Below are 18454 nucleotides of genomic sequence, written 5' to 3' on the forward strand. Positions count from 1 at the left end.
TGCGCCCTCACTTCCTGTGCTTCGAGGATATTTCGCCGCCATAGCGCCATTCCAGCAGCGACTTGATCACCAGCGTGACGAGCCCGAGGCCGGCCAGCAGCGTCGCCGCCGCGAAAGCCGCGACGAAATTATAGTCATTATACAGAATCTCTACCTGAAGAGGGAGAGTGTTGGTAAGTCCTCGGAGGTGTCCTGACACCACTGAGACCGCGCCAAATTCGCCCATGGCGCGGGCGTTGCTGAGCAGCACGCCGTAAAGCAGCGCCCAGCGGACGTTGGGCAGCGTCACCGACCAGAAGGTGCGCCAGCCGCTGGCGCCGAGCGACAGCGCCGCCTCTTCCTCGCTCGTGCCCTGCTCCTGCATCAGCGGGATGAGTTCGCGCGCCACGAAGGGGAAGGTCACGAACACGGTGGCGAGGACAAGTCCCGGAACCGCGAAGATGATCTGTATGCCGTGCTTGTCGAGCCACGGGCCGAAGTAGCCGCTCGCGCCGAACAGCACGACGTAGCACATGCCGGAAACCACCGGCGAAACCGAGAACGGCAGGTCGATCAGCGTCAGCATGAAGCTCTTGCCGCGGAACTCGAACTTCGCGATCGCCCACGAGGCGGCAAGGCCGAACACGACGTTGAGCGGCACGGCGATGGCGGCGACCAGCAGCGTGAGCCGGATCGCGGCCTGGGTGTCGGGGTCCTCGAACGCCTCGAAATAGGCGGCGACGCCGTTCCGGAAGGCCTCGGCGAACACCGCGAACAGCGGGATCACCAGGAACAGCGCGAGGAATCCGAGGCCGAGAACGATGAGCAGCAGCTTGGCGCCGGAGCTTTCGCTGGTGGGATTGGCGAGAGCACGGCTCACGGGCGCGGCGACGGCTTCAGCTGACATGACCAAGCCTCCGGCGCGTCCAGGCTTCAAGCAGGTTGATCACCAGCAGCAGCGTGAACGAGATCAACAGCATGATGGTGGCGACGGCGGTCGCCGCGCCGTAGTCGAACTCTTCCAGCTTCATGATGATGATGAGCGGCGCGATCTCCGACACGTAAGGCACGTTGCCGGCGATGAAGATGACGGAGCCGTACTCGCCGACGGCGCGGGCGAAGGCGAGCGCGAAGCCGACGAGAAGCGCCGGAAACAGGGTCGGCAGGATCACCCGCGCCAGCGTCACCGGCCGACGCGCGCCAAGGGTCGCCGAGGCCTCTTCGAGCTCCCGGTCGAGGTCGATCAGCACGGGCTGCAGCGTGCGGACCACGAACGGCAGGCCGATGAACACCAGCGCCACGAAGATGCCGAGCGGCGTGTAGGCGACCTTGAACGGCAGCAGCGCGCCGATCCAGCCGTTGGGCGCATAGATCGCGGCGAGCGCGATGCCGGCGACCGCGGTCGGAAGCGCGAACGGCAGATCGACCGCCGCGTCGACCAGACGCCGGCCGGGGAAATCATAGCGGGTCAGGACCCAGGCGAGGATCAGGCCGAAGACGGCGTTCAGCGCCGCGGCGAGCAGCGACAGGCCGAAACTAACCCTGAGCGCCGCCAGGGTGCGCGGATCGGACGCGATCTGGATCAACCGCTCGACCCCGAGCGAGCCGGCCCACAGGATGACGCCGCCGAGCGGCAGCAGGATGATCAGCGTCAGCCAGAGCCAGGCGAACCCGAAGGTCAGTCCAAATCCGGGCAGAGCGCTGGGCGTTCGAAAGGTCGCGCGGCTCATTTAGGCATCGTTCTCGCGTAAGGGCGCATGGCTGGTTTCGCGCGACGTCGCGGGTGGGGGCGGCCCCCGCCCGCGACGCTATGGCTGAAGCTGAACGCCGGCCGGCGTCAGTTGCTCGGCTTGAAGATCTGGTCGAACACGCCGCCGTCGCCGAAGTGCTCGCCCTGCGCCTTGGCCCAGCCGCCGAACGTGTCGTCGATGGTGACCAGCTTGAGCGGCTTGAAACGCTCCACGTCCGCCTTGTTGGAGACGGTCTCAGGCTTCACCGGCCGGTAGAAGTGCTTGGCGGCGAGGGACTGGCCCTCCGGCGAGTACAACAGGTTCAGGTAGGCTTCGGCGGCCTTGCGCGAACCGTTCTTGTCGACGTTCGCGTCGACGATCGCGACCGGGGGCTCGGCGAGGATGGAGATCGACGGGAACACGATCTCGAACTTGTCGTCGCCGAATTCCTGGAACGAGAGGTAGGCCTCGTTCTCCCAGGCCAGCAGCACGTCGCCGAGCCCGCGCTGGGCGAAGGTGGTGGTGGAGCCGCGGGCGCCCGAATCCAGCACCGGCACGTGCTTGAACAGATCGGCGACGAAGGCCTTGGCCTTCTCGGGGTCGTTGTTGTTCTGCTGGAGGCCGTAGGCCCAGGCCGCCAGATAGTTCCAGCGCGCGCCGCCCGAGGTCTTCGGGTTCGGCGTGATGACCTCGACGCCCGGCTTCACCAAGTCGTTCCAGTCCTTGATACCCTTCGGGTTGCCCTTGCGGACCAGGAACACGATCGTCGATGTGTAGGGCGAGGAATTGTTCGGCAGGCGCTTCTGCCAATCGGCCGGCAGCTTCTTCGTCGCCTTGGCGATGGCGTCGATGTCGGAGGCGAGCGCCAGCGTCACGACGTCGGCGTTGAGGCCGTCGATCACGGAGCGGGCCTGCTTGCCCGAGCCGCCGTGCGACACCTGAACCCGGATATCCTGCCCAGTCTCGGCCTTCCAGTGCTTCACGAACAGCGCGTTGAAGTCTTTGTAGAGCTCGCGGGTCGGATCGTACGACACGTTGGTCAGCGTCGACTGCGCGGCGGCGGGAGCGGCCACGGCCACGGGCGCGACAACCGTCAGCGCAGCCAGAAGGCGGGCGGCGAGAAAGCGTTTCATCGGGTTCGGTCTCCAGGGAACGGCCGCAGGATTCCGGGGGCCGCCTCTGGTGTCAACAATAAAATACATTTTCTATGGAATTATAGATATATATCCTAAAAACCTTTGTGAAATACAGGCCGCGTCGAGACCGCGCAAAGCTCCCGAAACCCTTCACGGCGCGATTGCGTCGTCCCGCATGCGCCCTTATAAGGCTCGCACGTCGGAGCGTGGCGCAGCCCGGTTAGCGCACTAGTCTGGGGGACTAGGGGTCGTGGGTTCAAATCCCGCCGCTCCGACCATTCGCCTTCCCCGCTTCCCCCACCCACGAAGACACGTCATGTCGCCCGGCGGCGCTGGCCGACAGCAGGACATTGCAGATATGGACGACTACAAGGCGCTGCTTGATCGGATGAAGCAGGCGCAGCGGCAGCTGATCGACGCCGCGGCCAAGGCCGGGACGCTTCCCTCCGACGGCGCACTGCGAAAGATCGCGGATCTCGAAGTCGCGATCGGCGCCCTCGAGCACCTGCTTGATGACGAGTCCTGAGCAGACGTAAAGACTTCGTGAAATTTTCGCCGGCTGTGGAACGCGTCGCGGCGGGCGCGCGTTGGAGCGACATAATCATCGCCCCAGAGCGCCGTCATGTTTTACGTCCTGCGACTTTCCGACACCAATCGCGACCAGAGCATTGCGCTCGACCTCGCGACCGCCGCCAAGGTCGCGGGCGATGAAGGCGTTGGGTTTGAAGGTGGGGCCGACGATATCGACTTCGTCGATGACACCCTGCTGAACACTGCTCCGCATAACGCGATCGAACGCCAGTTGTTGACTGGCGACGTCGTCGGTCTTGCGCTCATGTCCGGCGCGATCATCTGGAGCGCCATGGGCGCGATAGCGTGAACGACGCACGTGTTTATCCGTAGTTATAGTACGTTTGAACCTTGCCCGATCGGCGTCGGCGTCTAGACCAAGACGGGATGCCGACAGCGGGAAATCCGGGTGCGCGTACTCTACGTCGACGATGAGCCGGATATCCGCGAGATCGCGTCCCTTGCGCTGCGGCTGGACGTCGGGTTCGACGTGGCGACGGCCGGCTCAGGACGCGAAGCCCTTAGCGCGGCGGTCGACTTCCAGCCCGACATCATCCTGCTCGACGTCATGATGCCCGAGATGGACGGTGTGGCGACGCTCGCCAGGTTGCGCGAGGGCGACCTCACCCGCGCGATTCCCGTCGCCTTCATAACGGCCCGCACGCAGGCGCTCGAAATCGAGCGCTTCCTGAAGCTTGGCGCGGTCGGCGTCATCCCGAAGCCGTTCGATCCGCTGACGCTCGCCATGCAGGTGCGGGCGCTGCTTCCTTCCCGCGACAAACCCCGTCGTTGAACGCGACCGGAAGCGTCTCGCTTGACGACGAGGCGACGTGATCCGACCGTTTAAGGCGTCGCGCGGATGAACAGCCCGAAGGAACGTGGGCCGTCGCCGGTCTCGAATTCTTCGATCACCTTCAGCGTCTGCGCGTCGACCACGCTCAGCGTGTTGCCGAACCAGTTCGCGACATAGACGCGCTTGCCGTCGGACGACGCCTGCGCGCCTTCCGGATACTCGCCCACATCGACTTCGCCGACCGCCGCCAGCGTGCGCACGTCGAACACGCTGAGCCGGTTGGCGTACTGGTCAGTGACAAAGGCGCGGTCGCCCGCGAGCGCGATGACGTAGGGGCGCTCCCCGACCTTGACGGTCTCCACGACCTTTCGGGCGGCGATGTCGACGATGGAGACATCGTTCGAGGCCACGTTGGCGACATAGGCGCGCTCGCCCCTGGCGTCGACCGTGACGCCGAAGGGCCGCTCGCCGACCGGGACGCGGGCGACGCGCCGGTTTGTGGCGGTGTCGATGACGGAGAGTTCGTTGGAATCCCGGTCCGCCGACAGCAGCAGCGCGCCGTCGGGCGTCACGGCGAGGCCCGAGGGCGATTTGCCGACGTCGATCCGCGCCGTGATGGCGCGGGCGCCGGGATCGACCACGAGGATATGGGCCGCGTACCAGTCGGCCACATAGACGGGTCGGCCGGCGGGATGGACGGCGACGCCGAGCGGCCCGCCCTCGAGCGGAATACGGTCCACGACCTTGCGCGCCGCTGCGTCGATGACCGTGAGCGCCTTGCCTTCCGGACTCGTGACATAAGCGCGGGCGCCGTCGCGCGTCAGCGTGATTCCCGCGGGCTTGCCCGGCACCGGGATGCTCGCCACGGTCTTGCCCGTCGCAAGGTCGAGCACGCCGACCTCGTCGCCGTTCTGGTTGGTGACGAAGGCCTCGTCGCCGCGGGCGGGCCCCGCGACGACGACGATCAGCGCGGCGACGGCGGCCGCGCGGCCGAGAGGGCTCAGCTGCCCTTCTCCACCTTGTCCTTGAGCGACTTCAGGCCAGCCTCGTAGAGCCCGTTCACAGCCTTCAGCGCGGCCTCGTCCGACAGCTCCGGCGGCGGATCGTTGTTCGGGAAGCCGCGGTAGAACGCGCCGGACCAGGTCACGGTCGACTTGTCGCCCTCGCCCTTCACCACGATGTTGGACGAGTAGTTCGTCACCGGCAGAACCTTCACCACGTCGTTGGTGATGCGGTAGGCGTAGGTGAACTTCTCGGCGTCGTACTTGGTCAGCAGCTCTTCGACGACCGCGCCCCCATCCTTGAGCGTCAGCTTGCGGGTGGCGTCCTTGTCGTTGCCGCCCGTCCCTTCCGTCTTCTCGACGATCGGAATCCAGCTCGCGTCCTGGAAGTTGCCGACCACGGCCCAGACCTTGTCCGGCGCCGCGTTGATCTCGACCGACTTGCTGGTCTTCTGACGCGTCGGGCCATGCGCCTCCGCGACGCCGGCCAGACCGACCGCAAGCGCCGCCGCCGCGGCGAGCACGTGAAACTTCATCCTGGGGTTTCCTTCCATTGTCAGTCGACGTCCGCGGGGGATGGGACGACAGGGCGCCGACCTTCGGGGCGCGCGACGCATAAAATCAAAGGACGAGAAGCGGATAAAGCCTTTTGGACTTGTTCCTTCGCCGCAGGGTCAGAAACGGCAGGAGAGTCCCAGAACGAGCCCGCGTTCGTCGAGCGCGTCGCGGCCGGCGGGCGTCGTGAAAGCCGCGGCGTACAGCGACAGCGCGGCTGTCAGGTCGTAGAGCGCGCCGGTCTGCAGCTTGTGTATCCGTTGCCGCAACGGATAGGGACCGTTCCATCGCGACAGGCCGAAGGTGTTGAAGCTCTGCGCCAGCCACTGCCAACGGCTGCCCGACCTGCGCCAGCCGAGCGTGGCGTCGAATCGGGCCTCGTCCGCGGGATCACCGAAGCGCGCGCGGTAGCCCGCCTGCAGATCGACGAAGCCGTGGCCGCCGAACGCCTCGAAGCTGCGCGCGACGAGCGCCCTGATGTCGACCTGGTCATCGGTCTCGCCGATCGCGGCCAGATCGTCACTCGATCGCGCGCCGGAAACCAGACCAGACGCCTGCGCCGAGACGATCCAGCCGTCGTTCGAGTAAAGCCTTCGCCGGAACCCTAGCTCCATGCGTCCGAGGCCCGTGCGCCGCGACCGCGCCTCGCCACGGACGGAAATGTCCTGCAGCGACGCGGCGGCGAACAGCGTCAGCGCGTCGGTCCACCCGTACTCGCCGAAGAGCTGCAGCTCGCGCTTCAGGAAATGGTCGCGCGGCTGCGGACGCCCGTTACGGTCGAAATACTGGTCGCCTTCCTGCACGAAAGCGACGGCGAACAGCTTGAGCTCGCCCTCCGGCAATGTGAACGCGCCGGCCCGCGCCGAGGAGAGCCCAGCGAGCATCCCGCACGTCGCAATGAGAACCCCGACGACGATCCCGCGCACGGCAGGTCCCGCAGCTTGACCGGGACAGCCTGTCCGCCGCGATCAGCGCGTCGATCTTGCCGCGTTGCGCGCATGCCGCGCAACACATGATTCGTACATCCGTCAAGTCCGGTAAGCGGCGAGACTGCGGATATCCTCGACAATATCGGGCACGCCGCGACCGTCACGCTCGGCGGCGGCGACCATGGCCTCCAAAACCCGTGCGCGGGCGCCGAGATCGCGAAGCCCTACCGTCGGCGCGCTGCCGGCTATGCTGTGCAGACCACGTAGGAGATCTGCTCGGGCGAGGTCGGGGCCAGGAGATCGCCGCTCGCGAGCGGCGAGCGCGAGCTCCGCGAGCGCGCCCGTTCGCGCTTCGAGCCCGGCGACGAACCGGGCCCGCACCGCGTCAAGAGCGGTTTTGAGACGGGCGCGAGCCGCATCGTCGTCCGCCTCCGCCATCGCGGCTCAGTAATCCCATTCGACAGCGACGCCGGCCGCGCTGTTGCCGGCCGCTCCCGTCTCGCCCTGAACCTTGATGTTCTTGGTCACGTCGATGTCGACCGTGACCTTGCTCGATTCTGGCGTCGTGCCCTGGCGGACGCCCAGGTAGATGTTGTCGGAGATGTACCGGCCGACGCCGACCGCAGGGCCGCCCCCCTCGCCGTCGCCCGCGGTGACGTCCAGCACGTCGACGCCAAGGCTCTTCCGCACGCTCTCGAGCGCGCCCGAACCGCCGCCGCCGGAGGTGTACTGCGCCAGCCCCTGAGCGAGCTGCAGCGCCTCCGAGGCGTTGAGCTCGCCCGCGGACTTCTTGAACAGCAGCCGCGCCAGCACCTCGTCCGTCGGCAACGCAGGCTGCGACGTGAAGTTGATCTGGGGTCGCGAGGCGGTTCCGGTCACGACCACCTGCGCGGTGACGTCCTTGGCCTTGGTCTCGGCGAGAAAGTCGATCGTGGGATCGAGGTCGCCGGCGAAGGAAACCGACCCGCGCGTGAAGGTCAGACGCTGGCCGATGACCACGATCTGGCCGCGGCCAGAGCGCAGCTCGAAGGCGCCGACCGGCTGCGGGGCGGCCGAGGTGCCGGCGAGCTTGATCTGCCCGCCCGCCTCCGCGGTCATGCCCATGCCACGGATGAAGATGCGGTTGTTGGCCTGAACGTCGATGTCGAGCGTCGCGACGAAGGCGTCCTCTTTCGCCGCGGCGCGCGTCTTGGCGGCGTTGGCGGCCCTGAGCTGCTGCGCCACGCGCCCCTGCGCGTTGCGGTGCTGGACGCCGTCGAGCGGCGTGTACTGAGCCGGGAGCCGGTCGGGAATCTGGATTTCGATCGAGCGCGCCGAGATCGTGCCGGACACGGTCGGCCGTCGCGCCAGCGCTCCGGACAGGCTGAGGTTGGTGTCGACGATCGCGGTGACGATGTCGGTGCCCATCACCTCGGCGTTCTGGGCGCGGATCGACAGCTCTCCCGGGAACCCGCGCGCCGGATCGACGGCGACGCGGCCTGAGCCCGAAATGCTGCCGCCGTTGCGGGTCGTCGCGCGCAGGGAGCGCAACTCGATGTTCGTGCCGTTGGCGGCGACGGAGGCCTGAACGCCGCGAAGCTGGAGACCCGAAGCGCGGTTGGAGTAGGACGCGTTCACAAGCTGGGCCGTGCCGTTGATCGCTGGCGCCGAGGTCGAACCACGCACGGCGACGTCGAAGGTAGCGGCCCCGTCCACGCGATCGCCGGACACCGACAGCGTATCGTTCAGGAAGGCGAGCGGCGCACGCCCGGCGACCTTCAGATCGAGATCGCCCTGCCCCAGCGGCGCCGAGCCAGTCGCCGTGACGCGCAGGCCGCCCGCGCCGGTGACGACGGTATTGGTGGTGACGCGGCCGTTCCCGAGATCGCCGCGGGCGTCGATCTGCGCCGCCGGAACGCCGGCGCCGCGCGTCTGAGCGGTCGACAAATTCGCGACTTTCAGGGTGTAGGAGCCCCGCGGCGCAGACAGCGGGCCGGCGACCTTGGCGTCGCCCTGCAGCACGCCCTGCGCGCCGAGATCGGGCGAAAAGCCGTTGGCGAGCGCGAGCGGGATCTGGCGGAGCTCCACGTTCATGTCGAGTTCGCCGGTCGCGCCGAGCGGCGCGGAGCCGACGGCGCTCAGGCGCATGGCGCCGCCGGTGACGAGCGTATTCGTCGTGACGCGCTGGCCTTCGAGCTCGCCCTTGGTGGTGACCTGCAGCGCAGGAACGCCCTTCGCCTGCGCGGCGGTGAGGCCGGTGATCTTGAAGTCGTAGCCGCCGCGCGGAGCGTTCACCGGTCCGGTCACCTTCGCGCCGCCCTGCAGCCGACCTGCGAGCCCCAGCGAGGGCTGGAAGGCGTTGGCGATCGCAAGCGGCAGTTCGGCGACAGCGACGTCCATGTCGAGGTCGCCGTCGCCGATCGGCACCGAGCCCTTGACGGTCGCGCGCACCCCGCCGCCGCCGAAGATCAGCGTGTCGGTGGTGACGCGGTTACCTTCGTAGGTGCCGCTGGTGTCGACCGAAATCGCCGGAACGCCGCGCGCCTTGTTCGAGGTGAAATCGCGAACCTTGGCGCTGTAGGTCGCGCGCGGGGCCGTGAGCGGACCGCCGACCTTCGCGTCCGCATTGGCGCGGCCGGTTAGACCGAGACCAGGCGAGACGCCGTTCGCGAGCGACAGCGGCAGTTCACGCACCGCGACGGTGAGATCGAGATCGCCGTCCGCGAGCGGAGCCGAGCCGACTGCGGTGACGCGCATGCCTTCCGGTCCGGTCACGAGCGCGTCGGTGGTCACGCGCGGGCCTTCGAGCGCGCCCTTCGCAGTCACCTCGAATGGTCCTGGCGCCTGCGCCGCCTTGAGGCCGACGACCTTGAGGTCATAGGCGCCGCGAGGCGCCGTGACCGGACCGGTGACGTCGGCGGTCCCCGTGAGCGAGCCCGCGAGGCCGAGCGATGGGACGAAGGCGTTCGCAAGCGCGAGCGGCAGCTCGGCGATCGCGACGTCGAGGTCGACGTCGCCGCTCGCAAGCGGCGCGGAGCCCTTGACCGTCGCCCGCACCCCACCGCCGCCGGTGATCAGCGTGTCGGTCGTCACCCGGAGGCCTTCGAGCTTGCCCTTGGTCTCGATCTGCACCGCCGGCACGCCGCGGGCGGTCGCGGAGGTGAATCCGTCGATCTTCGCGGCGTAGTCGCCGCGCGGCGCGGCGATCGGGCCGACGATGCGGGCGTCGCCGTTCATCAGTCCGGCGAGGCCGAGGCCGGGCGAGAATCCGTTCACGAGCGAGAGCGGCAGCTCGCGGATCGCGACCACCATGTCGAGATCGCCCTCGCCCACCGGCGCCGCGCCCTGCGCGGTGACGCGCAGGCGCTCCGGGCCGGTGATGACGGTGTCAGTGACGACGCGCGCGCCCTCGAACCGCCCGCTGGTGGCGATCTGGAGCGCCGCGATCTTGGCCGCGCGGGTGTCGGCGACCGAGAGGTCGCGCGCCCTGACGTCGAAGGTCGCGACCGGGGCCGAGGCCGACCCGGTCACCTTGGCGTTGGCGTCGAGCAGGCCGGCGAGGCCGAGCGTCGGCGCGAAAGCGTTGGCGAGAGCGAGCGGAAGCTCCTTGATCGCGACGTCGAGCGCCAGGCGCTCGCCGGCGGATCCGGAAACGTTCAGCGCGCCGCCCTGCCCGGCCTTCAGCGACAGCGCGTCGATGAAGACGTCCGAGCCGACGACCCGCACCCGCGCAGGCGCGGCGAGGCTGGCGTTCTGGCCGCCGCCCTTCAGGTCGAGCTTGCTCACATCCACGACGGTCGCGGTCGGCGCGTAGAGCACCCGCGCCGCGGTCGACAGCGCCGAGCCGAGCGCGGCGACGTCCGCCGTCACGTCCATACGGTCCGGCTGGCCGTTGGCCTTCACCGAGAGCTTCTCGATGACCTGACCGCCGGCGGCGATGCCGGCGCCCGAGACGGTTCCGTCGATCAGGATCTTGCCGCTCGGGTCGGTGACGGTCGCGGCGACGTCGAGGCCCTTCACGCGCGCGCCCGGCGCGAGGATGTCGGCGCCGTTCGCCTTCACCGTCGCATGCTGCACGCCATTCTCGACCGAGAGCGCGACGTCCGCGTCGAGGCGGCCGCCGAGTTCGGTCAGCGCCAGCGCGCCAAGCTCCGCGAGGTCCGGCGCCGCGATCACGATCCGTCCTGTGGCGAGGCCGTCCGGCGTCGCGGCCACGTCGCCCTTGACCGTCGTCGAGGCGATCGCGAGGTCGAGCCCGTCGATGCGGCGGAGGCCGTCGGCCTCGGTCGTCAGGCGCCCGGTACCGCGGATCGGCTTGCCGTCGAGCGAACCGGCGAGGCCGATCACGCCGCCCACGTCGCCGGTGACGTCGGTAGCGTCGACCGTGACGCGGACGTCCTTGAGCGCGCGGTCCAGGGCGCTTCCCTCCGGCACGGAGAGCGTCGCCTTGAGCGCCAGATCGTCCAGCTTTCCGGTCAGGGCCGCGTCGAGGAGCGCCCTGCCCTTCGCGCGCGCGTCAAGCCGCTCGAGGTCGGCGAGCTCGGCCTTCACAGCCACGTCGGCGGCTTCGGGCGTCGCCGAGCCGTTGGCGGAGAGCGCCACATGCCGGCCGTCGATCTTCACGTCGTCGAAGGCGAAGGCGCCGTTCGGAGAACGACGGACGCCGCCGCGGATCGTCACGTCGCCGCCGGTCAGGCCGTCGACCTGGGCGAGGCCAGTGGAAAGGCCCGTCGTCCGGCCGTCGAGCGCGACGTTGAGGCGCGACATGTCGTAGGCGAGATCGACGTCGGCCGCGAGGTCGACCGCGCCGGCGAGCGTCCGCCCGGCGAGCGTCGAGAAGATGGAGAGGTCGCGCGCGGCGACGGTCGCGCGTCCTTTGGCGGCTTCGGCCGAGACCGCGCCCGTGTAGGAGGCGGTGGAGCCGGCGAGCGCGAGATCGGCGCGCTTCACCTCGGCGTCGCCCGCAAGAGTGCTGTCGACGTCGAGATCAAGCGTAAGCGTGCGACCGACGCCGGCCATCAGCCGCTCGTCGGCGAAGCGCAGGCCATTCGCCTTGACGGTCGCGACCGCCGCGACCCGCGCGCCCTGCTCCGTCAGCGGGCCGTTCGGCGTCAGCGTCAGGTCGATGCGCGCGGCGTCGGCGCCGGCCTGGGGCGCGTTGACGCCTTCGCCCTGCAGGTTCGCGACGATGAGGGGATGAGTGAACGGTCCCTTGGCCGTGCCCGAAAGCGCGAGCGAACCCCAGCCGAGCCCCGGCGGCAGCAGGCTCGCGAAGCGCGCGACCGCCCCGGCCTTCAGGTCGTAGGCGACGTCGAGCGTCTCGGCTTCCGTATCGACGGCGCCGCGAAGGCCCAGCCGCAGCGCGGCGCCCGACACCGTGACGTCGGTCAGACGGATGGGTCCCGCATCCGGAACCACCGCCTCCGCCGCGATTCGCGTGCCGCCGCCGAGCAGTTCGGCGTAGGCCGGCGGAACCAGACGACCGACGTCGCCTTCGACCGACATGACGACGGTGCGCTCGGCGCCCTTGCGGGCAAGATCGACCGCCGCGTCGACGCGGCCGCGGTCGCCGGCGGTGAGCACGGCCTGCGCGCGCAGCGCGTCGAGCGTGCCGCCGCCTTCGATTCCAATGTCGACCGGCGGCAGGCCGGGAATCTGCGCGAGGCGCGCGACGAGCCCGCCGGCGGGTTCGCCGCCGCGGATCGAAATCCGGATGCGTCTGGTGTTGGGCGTGTAGCCGGCTTCGCCCTTGATCTGACCGGCGACGCCGTCGGTGCGCCGCACGTCGAACCGCGCCGCGAGCCCTTGGGCCGGATCGCGCAGCGACGCCGAGGCTTCGGCCGCGAGCCGCGCCGGCACGCCCATGACCGGCTCGGCCAGATTGAGGTTGTCGAGCGCGAAGCGCTTGAGCTCGATCTCGATCGGCAGCTCGGGGATGAGGGGCGCGTCCGGATCGGCCAGCGGCTCCGGCTCGGTCGAAGGCGGAATGATCGGCGCGCGGGCGACGTCCACCCGACCGAGTTCGACCGCGTCGATCGTGAGCGAGCGCCCGATCAGCGCGAGCGGCGACCACGCCACCCGGGCCCGGTCGACGCTGAGCCAGCGCCCTTCGCGGTCGGCGATCTCAAGGTCGCGGATCGTTAGATCGGACGGGAACGAGCCTTCGAGCCTGCCGATCTTGATCTTGGAATCGTCGGAGCTGGCGTAGGTGTTGACGAGCCCTGCGATCGTCGCGAGCCCGGAATCGGTCTTGGCGTAAAGAAACAGACCGCCGATCAGCGCGACCGGAATCAGCAGCAGCACGAGAAGGACGATAAGGGCGCGCTTCAGGATGGCCATAACCGCTCGTTCGCTGTGGCGGCCGGACTCGCCGCGTTGTCGACCCTACACGAGTTCGCGCGGACGCGACACGCGAGGAGCTATCGGGATACCCCTAGGACGGAAGCGCGTCAGAACGCCTGTCCGACGCTGACGTAGAACGCCACCGTGGGGTCGTTCTTGTCCTTGCCGACGACCGGCGTCGCCACGTCGAAGCGAATCGGGCCGATCGCCGTGTAGTAGCGCAGGCCGATGCCGGCGCCGACGCGGATCGCCTCGCCGAAGTCCGGATAGGTCTTGTCGAACGCCGCGCCTGCGTCGACGAACGGCACCACGCCGATCGTGTCCGTTATCTTGATGCGCATTTCGGCGGAGGCTTCCAACAGGCTGCGGCCGCCGATCGGCTGATCGTCGTCGCAGTCGAGCGCCTTGCTCGGGGTCGGACGGCGGGAGTCGCATTTCGGACTGGCGTTCTGGTAGGCGAAACCGCGGATCGACCCGCCGCCGCCCGCGAAGAAGCGCCGGTTCGCGGGCACGTCCTGGATCGCACTGGGGCCGACGATCGCCCCGGCGCCCAGCCGCCCCGCCAGCACGTAGCGGCCGTCGTCGTCGAACTTCCAGTAGGTCGAGATCTGCCCCTTGAAAATGTTGATCGACGACGAGCCGCCGCCCGAGTTGAAATAGGGCGCGGCCGTCAGCGAGGCGCGGACGCCCTCGGTCGGGTCGAGCTTGCTGTTGGTGTTGTCGAAGGTCACGCCGATCGGCGCGCCGACCAGCAGGAAGTCGTTCTCGCCGAAGGTGTCGCGGATCGTGGACGCCTCGACCTCCAGGCCGGCCTGGATCGAAAGCGAACTCGACAGCCTGCGGCGGATCGCGGCCGCGGCGCGCACGCCGTCGCGCCAATAAGCGTCGGGACGCTCGCGCATCGCCTCGACCTCGGCGAGCAGATCGTCGAATCCGGTCCAGATCCCCGGTTTCTCGAACGACGTGCGGACGTGGTACTCGTAGTCCTCCGGGTCGTTGGTGATGAGACGCGACGAACCGGCTTCGATACGCAGCTTTTCCGCGCCGCCGAACAGGTTGCGGTGGCCCCAATAGGCGTTGAGGCTGACGCCTTCGGTTGTGCCGTACTTCGCGGAGGCGCCAACGTAGCGGAACTTCTTCTCCTCCACGTCGATCACGACCGGCACCCGGCCCTGCGCGTCGGGCGCTTCAGCCTCCTTGACGCGGATCGACGAAAACACGTCGAGCTTAGCGAGTTCGTCGCGGAGCTCGATCATCTTCTTCGGATCGTAGCGGTCGCCCGGCTCGAACGGGACCCGGCCGCGCACCACCTCCGGATCGACCTCGCGCGTGCCGTTGACGGTCACCTCGCCGAACGGCGAGCGCGGACCGGACGCGACGTTGATGGTCACGTCGAGCTGGTTGCGCGCGTGGTCCGCGACGACCTCGCGGCTCGCGACCTTGGCGAAGGGAAAGCCCTCGTTGCGCAGCCGGTCGACGATCTTGGCCTCGGCCGCGAACACGACGCCCGACGGCGCCGGCTGTCCGGTCACGAGGCCGACCTCGCGCGGCTCGATCCGGCTTGGACGCTCATGCCCGCGCTCGGCGGCGAGAATGGCGATCCGCCCGATCGTAAAGACGGGCCCGGGATTGACCCTGACCACGACCGGCACAGGACGGCGCGAACGTTGCGCGACGTCCGGAGCGGAGGTGGAGGCCACAGACACGCCGGCAATCGAGACGTCTACGGTCGCGCCGTACCGGCCGGTCGCCATCAGCGCAGCGGAAATGCGTTCGATGTCGAGCTTGGCCCGGCCGACCAGTCCCGGCGGGCCGGGCGGCGGGTCCTTCTCGAGCGTCTTCAGCGAAGAGGTTTCGGAGGCGATCTTCTCGACCGCGGCGTCGCCGCCCACGATGGAGAACGTCGTGACGTAGGGAATGCCCGGCACTGCGGCGGCCGCGGCCGCCTTGGCGGGCGAATCCGGAGCCGGACCCTGCGCGCTGGCCTCATCCCTCGATGACGACCACGTCAGAGCCATGCACGCCAGAAGCGCAACACCCGCGCCGGCATGCTTCCGGTTACGCAACGCCCGTACACGCCCCATACGGCTTATCTCCCCTCGGATACCCTCATATCCGGTTAACGGGTCTACGCGCCACCCTAGGGAACAGATTGAATTTGCTCAGAGCCTCGCCTCGAGCAGGCGACGGCAGGCGTCAAGTTCGCCCAATGCGCCTCGCAACCGCCGGATCTGGTCGGGCGTCAGCGCGGGCGCGGCTTCGCGCGCGACAGCGGCGGGCGCCTGCGGCGGATCGTCGTCCTCGCGCGCGGGCGGCGGGACGGGAGCCCGGGAAACGGGAGCCGTCGGCGGCGGAGCCGGCCGGCGTTGCGGCGCCCACATCTCAGGGCCGGACCGCACGCCAACGAGATTTCCGGATTCGGAAGCAGGCGAGACCGCAGGCGACGCCTCATGGGGCTCGCCGTCGCTCGGGTCCGGCGCAGGCGCTCCGCCGTCGGCGTAGCCGGCGACCCGGCGCTGGCCCTGTTCGCGCAGGATGCGCTGAACGCCGCGGATGGTGTAGCCCTCGCCGTAAAGCAGGTGCTTGATCCCGCGGAGCAGATCGACGTCGTTGGGCCGGTAGTAGCGCCGGCCGCCGCCACGCTTGATCGGCTTGATCTGCGGAAAGCGCGTTTCCCAGAAACGCAGGACATGCTGCGGCAGACCGAGGTCGTCGGCGACCTCGCTGATGGTGCGAAACGCGTCCGGGCCCTTTTCCATGCTCGGCCGCCCCTCCACGCTCACGCCGCGCCGTTCTTCCGCGCGGGCTTCGCCTCGGGCTCGTCCGCGGCGTCCCCGCCGTTGATGCGGCTCTTGAGGATGTTCGATGGCTTGAACACCATCACGCGGCGCGGCGGGATCGGCACTTCCTGCCCGCTCTTCGGGTTGCGCCCGACCCGCTGCCCCTTTTCACGAACGACGAAGGAGCCGAACGACGACAGCTTCACCGTCTCGCCGCGCTCAAGGCAGTCGCCGATCTCGCCCAAAACCATTTCGACGAGAGCAGCGGACTCCGTGCGCGACAGGCCGACCTTCTGGTAGACCGCCTCGCACAGGTCCGCGCGCGTCACCGTGCGCCCCGCCATGTTCGTATTCCCCCTGAATCTTGTAGCTTCCGCCCATCGCACGCAACCTCGACGGAAAGAGCCGGCGAAGGCTAAGTGCGGTACGCCTCGGGGTCAACGTGGCCAACGGTCTGGCGGCCGCAAAATTAGCGATCGCTCACCAGCGGACGAGCGCGGACGCCCAGGTGAAGCCCCCGCCCATCGCCTCGAGCAGCACGAGATCGCCGTCCTTGATGCGCCCGTCCGCGCGCGCCTCAGCGAGCGCGAGCGGAATCGAGGCCGCCGAGGTGTTGCCGTGGTGATCGACGGTCACCACCACCTTGGCGGGGGCGATGCCGAGCTTCTGGGCGCTGGCGTCGATGATGCGGCGGTTGGCCTGATGCGGCACGAACCAGTCGATCGTGTCGGCCGATTCTCCGGTCGCCGCGAACGCCGCCTCGATCACGTCGGTGATCATGCCGACCGCATGCCGGAAAACCTCGCGGCCCTCCATGCGCACGTGGCCGACGGCGCCGGTCGACGACGGGCCGCCGTCGACGAACAGCTTGCCCCGGTGCCGTCCGTCCGAGCGCAGGTGGGTCGTGATGACGCCCCGATCGCTCGTCGCGCCCGGCTGCTCCTGCGCCTCCAGCACGACGGCGCCCGCCCCGTCGCCGAACAGCACGCAGGTGGTGCGGTCCGACCAGTCGAGGATGCGCGAGAACGTCTCGGCGCCGATCACCAGCGCGCGCTTGTGCTGCCCGGAGACGAGGAACTTGTCGGCGATCGAGAGCGCGTAGACGAAGCCAGAGCACACCGCCTGGACGTCGAAGGCGAAGCCGTGAGTGATCCCAAGCGCCGCCTGCACCGTCGTCGCGGTCGCGGGGAAAGTGTAGTCGGGCGTCGCGGTCGCGAGCACGATCAGGTCGAGCTCCCCGGCCTCCATGCCGGCGTCGGCGAGCGCGGCGCGGGCCGCCCCGATCGCGAGATCGGAAGTCAGCTCGCCCGGCGCTGCGATGTGGCGGGAACGGATTCCGGTGCGCTGGACGATCCAGTCGTCGCTCGTGTCGACGGTCTTCGACAGATCCTCGTTGGTGAGAACGTCCGCAGGGAGGTACGAGCCGCAGCCGCGCACCACGGAACGCAGGCGGCTCACGGCGTCGCTCCGGCGAGACGGGCCATTTCCTCGGGCGTCGCCGCGGCCGCCGCTTCAGCGGGCCGTTCATGCGCCATGCCTTGCCGGATTTTCTCGACGAGATCGTATCGCGCCATTTCGTAGGCGACCTCCACCGCCGAGGCGAAGCCTTCGGCGTCCGCGCCGCCATGGCTCTTGATGACGACGCCGTCCAGACCGAGGAACACGCCGCCGTTGACCTTCCGTGGGTCCATCTTCTCCCTTAGGGTGTCGAACGCGCCGCGCGCGAACACATATCCGAGCTTTGACATCCAGGTCCGGCTCATGGCCGCGCGGAGATACTCCGCTAGCTGCCGCGCCGTGCCCTCCGCGGTCTTGAGGGCGATGTTGCCGGCGAATCCTTCGGTGACGACCACGTCCACCGTGCCCTTGCCGAGGTCGTCGCCCTCCACGAAGCCGCGGAAGTCGAGCGCCGGGAACGCCTCCTCGCGCAGGATGCGGGCCGCTTCCTTGACCTGTTCGACGCCCTTGATCTCCTCGACGCCTACGTTGAGCAGGCCGACGGTCGGACGGTCGATGTCGAACAGGATGCGCGCCATCGCCGAACCCATGACGGCGAAGTCGACCAGTTGGCGGGCGTCGGCGCCGATCGTCGCGCCGACGTCGAGCACGATGCTCTCGCCGCGCAGCGTCGGCCACATCGCCGCGATCGCGGGGCGCTGAACGTCCGCCATCATGCGCAGGCAAAAGCGCGACATCGCCATCAGCGCGCCGGTGTTCCCCGCGGAGACGGCCGCGTGCGCGCGTTCCGTCTTCACCGCGTCGAGCGCCAGCCACATCGACGACTTCCAGCGGCCCTTCCGCAGTGCGACGCTCGGCTTGTCGTCCATGCGGACCGCGACGTCGGTGTGCAGGATCTCGGAGACATCCTTCAGCTTGGGATCGGCGTCCAGAAATGGCGCGATCTTCGCCTCGTCGCCGACGAACAGGAAGCTTGTGTCGGGCTTGCGCGACAGCGCGATGGCCGCGCCCGGAACGACCACGCTCGGGCCGTGGTCGCCCCCCATGGCGTCGAGTGCGATGCGGACATGTTCTGTCATAGAGCGTGCGACCGGCGGTTCTTCAGATCACGCAGGGTGCTGGGAAGCCCCGGCGGTTCAGGCGGGGGCGGACCATAGCTGTTCACGGCGCCGTGGCAACCCTCGGCGTCCGCGAGCCGGCGC

The 18454-nt window shown here is 68.9% G+C and carries 16 protein-coding genes and 1 tRNA gene; 4 read left to right on the top strand and 13 right to left on the bottom strand.

Annotated features, from left to right (window positions below):
• Window positions 1–7: 7 nt before the first annotated feature.
• The 3 genes from cysW to ACFSCV_RS02200 form a co-directional block, all read right to left on the bottom strand.
• Window positions 8–886 carry a sulfate ABC transporter permease subunit CysW gene (cysW, locus tag ACFSCV_RS02190; RefSeq protein WP_378796552.1) on the bottom strand — a complete coding sequence of 293 codons (879 nt, stop codon included), beginning with the start codon at window positions 884–886 and terminating at the stop codon, window positions 8–10.
• Window positions 876–1709, bottom strand: a complete 834-nt coding sequence (gene cysT / locus ACFSCV_RS02195; protein WP_378796553.1) for a sulfate ABC transporter permease subunit CysT — start codon at window positions 1707–1709, stop codon at window positions 876–878. The genes cysW and cysT overlap by 11 nt, the downstream gene beginning before the upstream one ends.
• Window positions 1710–1816: 107 nt before the next feature.
• Window positions 1817–2842, bottom strand: coding sequence for a sulfate ABC transporter substrate-binding protein (locus ACFSCV_RS02200; RefSeq protein ID WP_378796554.1), 1026 nt, complete (start codon window positions 2840–2842; stop codon window positions 1817–1819).
• Between the two features lie 203 nt (window positions 2843–3045).
• Here ACFSCV_RS02200 and ACFSCV_RS02205 point away from each other — a divergent pair.
• From ACFSCV_RS02205 to ACFSCV_RS02220, 4 genes are all read left to right on the top strand, one after another.
• A tRNA-Pro gene (locus tag ACFSCV_RS02205) sits at window positions 3046–3123 on the top strand.
• Between the two features lie 80 nt (window positions 3124–3203).
• Entirely contained in the window at window positions 3204–3371 is a 168-nt protein-coding gene (locus ACFSCV_RS02210) for a hypothetical protein (protein ID WP_378796556.1), read from the top strand.
• Window positions 3372–3467: 96 nt separating this feature from the next.
• Complete coding sequence (locus ACFSCV_RS02215; RefSeq protein WP_378796558.1) at window positions 3468–3725, top strand: hypothetical protein; 258 nt, start codon at window positions 3468–3470, stop codon at window positions 3723–3725.
• A 99-nt stretch (window positions 3726–3824) separates the two neighbouring features.
• Entirely contained in the window at window positions 3825–4208 is a 384-nt protein-coding gene (locus ACFSCV_RS02220) for a response regulator (protein WP_378796560.1), read from the top strand.
• 50 nt (window positions 4209–4258) lie between these two features.
• Here ACFSCV_RS02220 and ACFSCV_RS02225 read toward each other — a convergent pair whose 3' ends face one another.
• From ACFSCV_RS02225 to plsX, 10 genes are all read right to left on the bottom strand, one after another.
• Entirely contained in the window at window positions 4259–5212 is a 954-nt protein-coding gene (locus ACFSCV_RS02225; RefSeq protein ID WP_378796747.1) for a YVTN family beta-propeller repeat protein, read from the bottom strand.
• Complete coding sequence (locus ACFSCV_RS02230) at window positions 5209–5745, bottom strand: SRPBCC family protein (RefSeq protein WP_378796562.1); 537 nt, start codon at window positions 5743–5745, stop codon at window positions 5209–5211. The genes ACFSCV_RS02225 and ACFSCV_RS02230 overlap by 4 nt, the downstream gene beginning before the upstream one ends.
• A 138-nt stretch (window positions 5746–5883) precedes the next feature.
• A complete protein-coding gene (locus ACFSCV_RS02235; protein ID WP_378796564.1) occupies window positions 5884–6648 on the bottom strand; it encodes a hypothetical protein in 765 nt (254 codons plus the stop codon).
• A gap of 144 nt (window positions 6649–6792) precedes the next feature.
• Entirely contained in the window at window positions 6793–7131 is a 339-nt protein-coding gene (locus tag ACFSCV_RS02240; protein ID WP_378796566.1) for an Hpt domain-containing protein, read from the bottom strand.
• 6 nt (window positions 7132–7137) lie between these two features.
• Window positions 7138–13011: a translocation/assembly module TamB domain-containing protein gene (locus tag ACFSCV_RS02245; protein WP_378796567.1), complete on the bottom strand. Its 5874-nt coding sequence runs from the start codon at window positions 13009–13011 to the stop codon at window positions 7138–7140.
• 110 nt (window positions 13012–13121) lie between these two features.
• A complete protein-coding gene (locus tag ACFSCV_RS02250; RefSeq protein ID WP_378796569.1) occupies window positions 13122–14942 on the bottom strand; it encodes an autotransporter assembly complex protein TamA in 1821 nt (606 codons plus the stop codon).
• Window positions 14943–15176: 234 nt separating this feature from the next.
• The gene (locus ACFSCV_RS02255) at window positions 15177–15773 is read right to left on the bottom strand and encodes a MerR family transcriptional regulator (RefSeq protein ID WP_378796571.1); all 597 of its coding nucleotides are present in this window, start codon (window positions 15771–15773) and stop codon (window positions 15177–15179) included.
• Window positions 15774–15793: 20 nt separating this feature from the next.
• A complete protein-coding gene (locus ACFSCV_RS02260; RefSeq protein ID WP_378796572.1) occupies window positions 15794–16138 on the bottom strand; it encodes an integration host factor subunit alpha in 345 nt (114 codons plus the stop codon).
• 136 nt (window positions 16139–16274) lie between these two features.
• A complete protein-coding gene (locus ACFSCV_RS02265) occupies window positions 16275–17252 on the bottom strand; it encodes a beta-ketoacyl-ACP synthase III (protein ID WP_378796574.1) in 978 nt (325 codons plus the stop codon).
• Window positions 17249–18331 (bottom strand): phosphate acyltransferase PlsX, encoded by a 1083-nt coding sequence (gene plsX, locus ACFSCV_RS02270; RefSeq protein ID WP_378796576.1) that lies wholly within the window; start codon window positions 18329–18331, stop codon window positions 17249–17251. The genes ACFSCV_RS02265 and plsX overlap by 4 nt, the downstream gene beginning before the upstream one ends.
• Window positions 18332–18454 lie beyond the last annotated feature (123 nt).

The sequence above is a fragment of the Methylopila henanensis genome, from assembly GCF_042681025.1.
GTDB lineage: Bacteria > Pseudomonadota > Alphaproteobacteria > Rhizobiales > Methylopilaceae > Methylopila > Methylopila henanensis.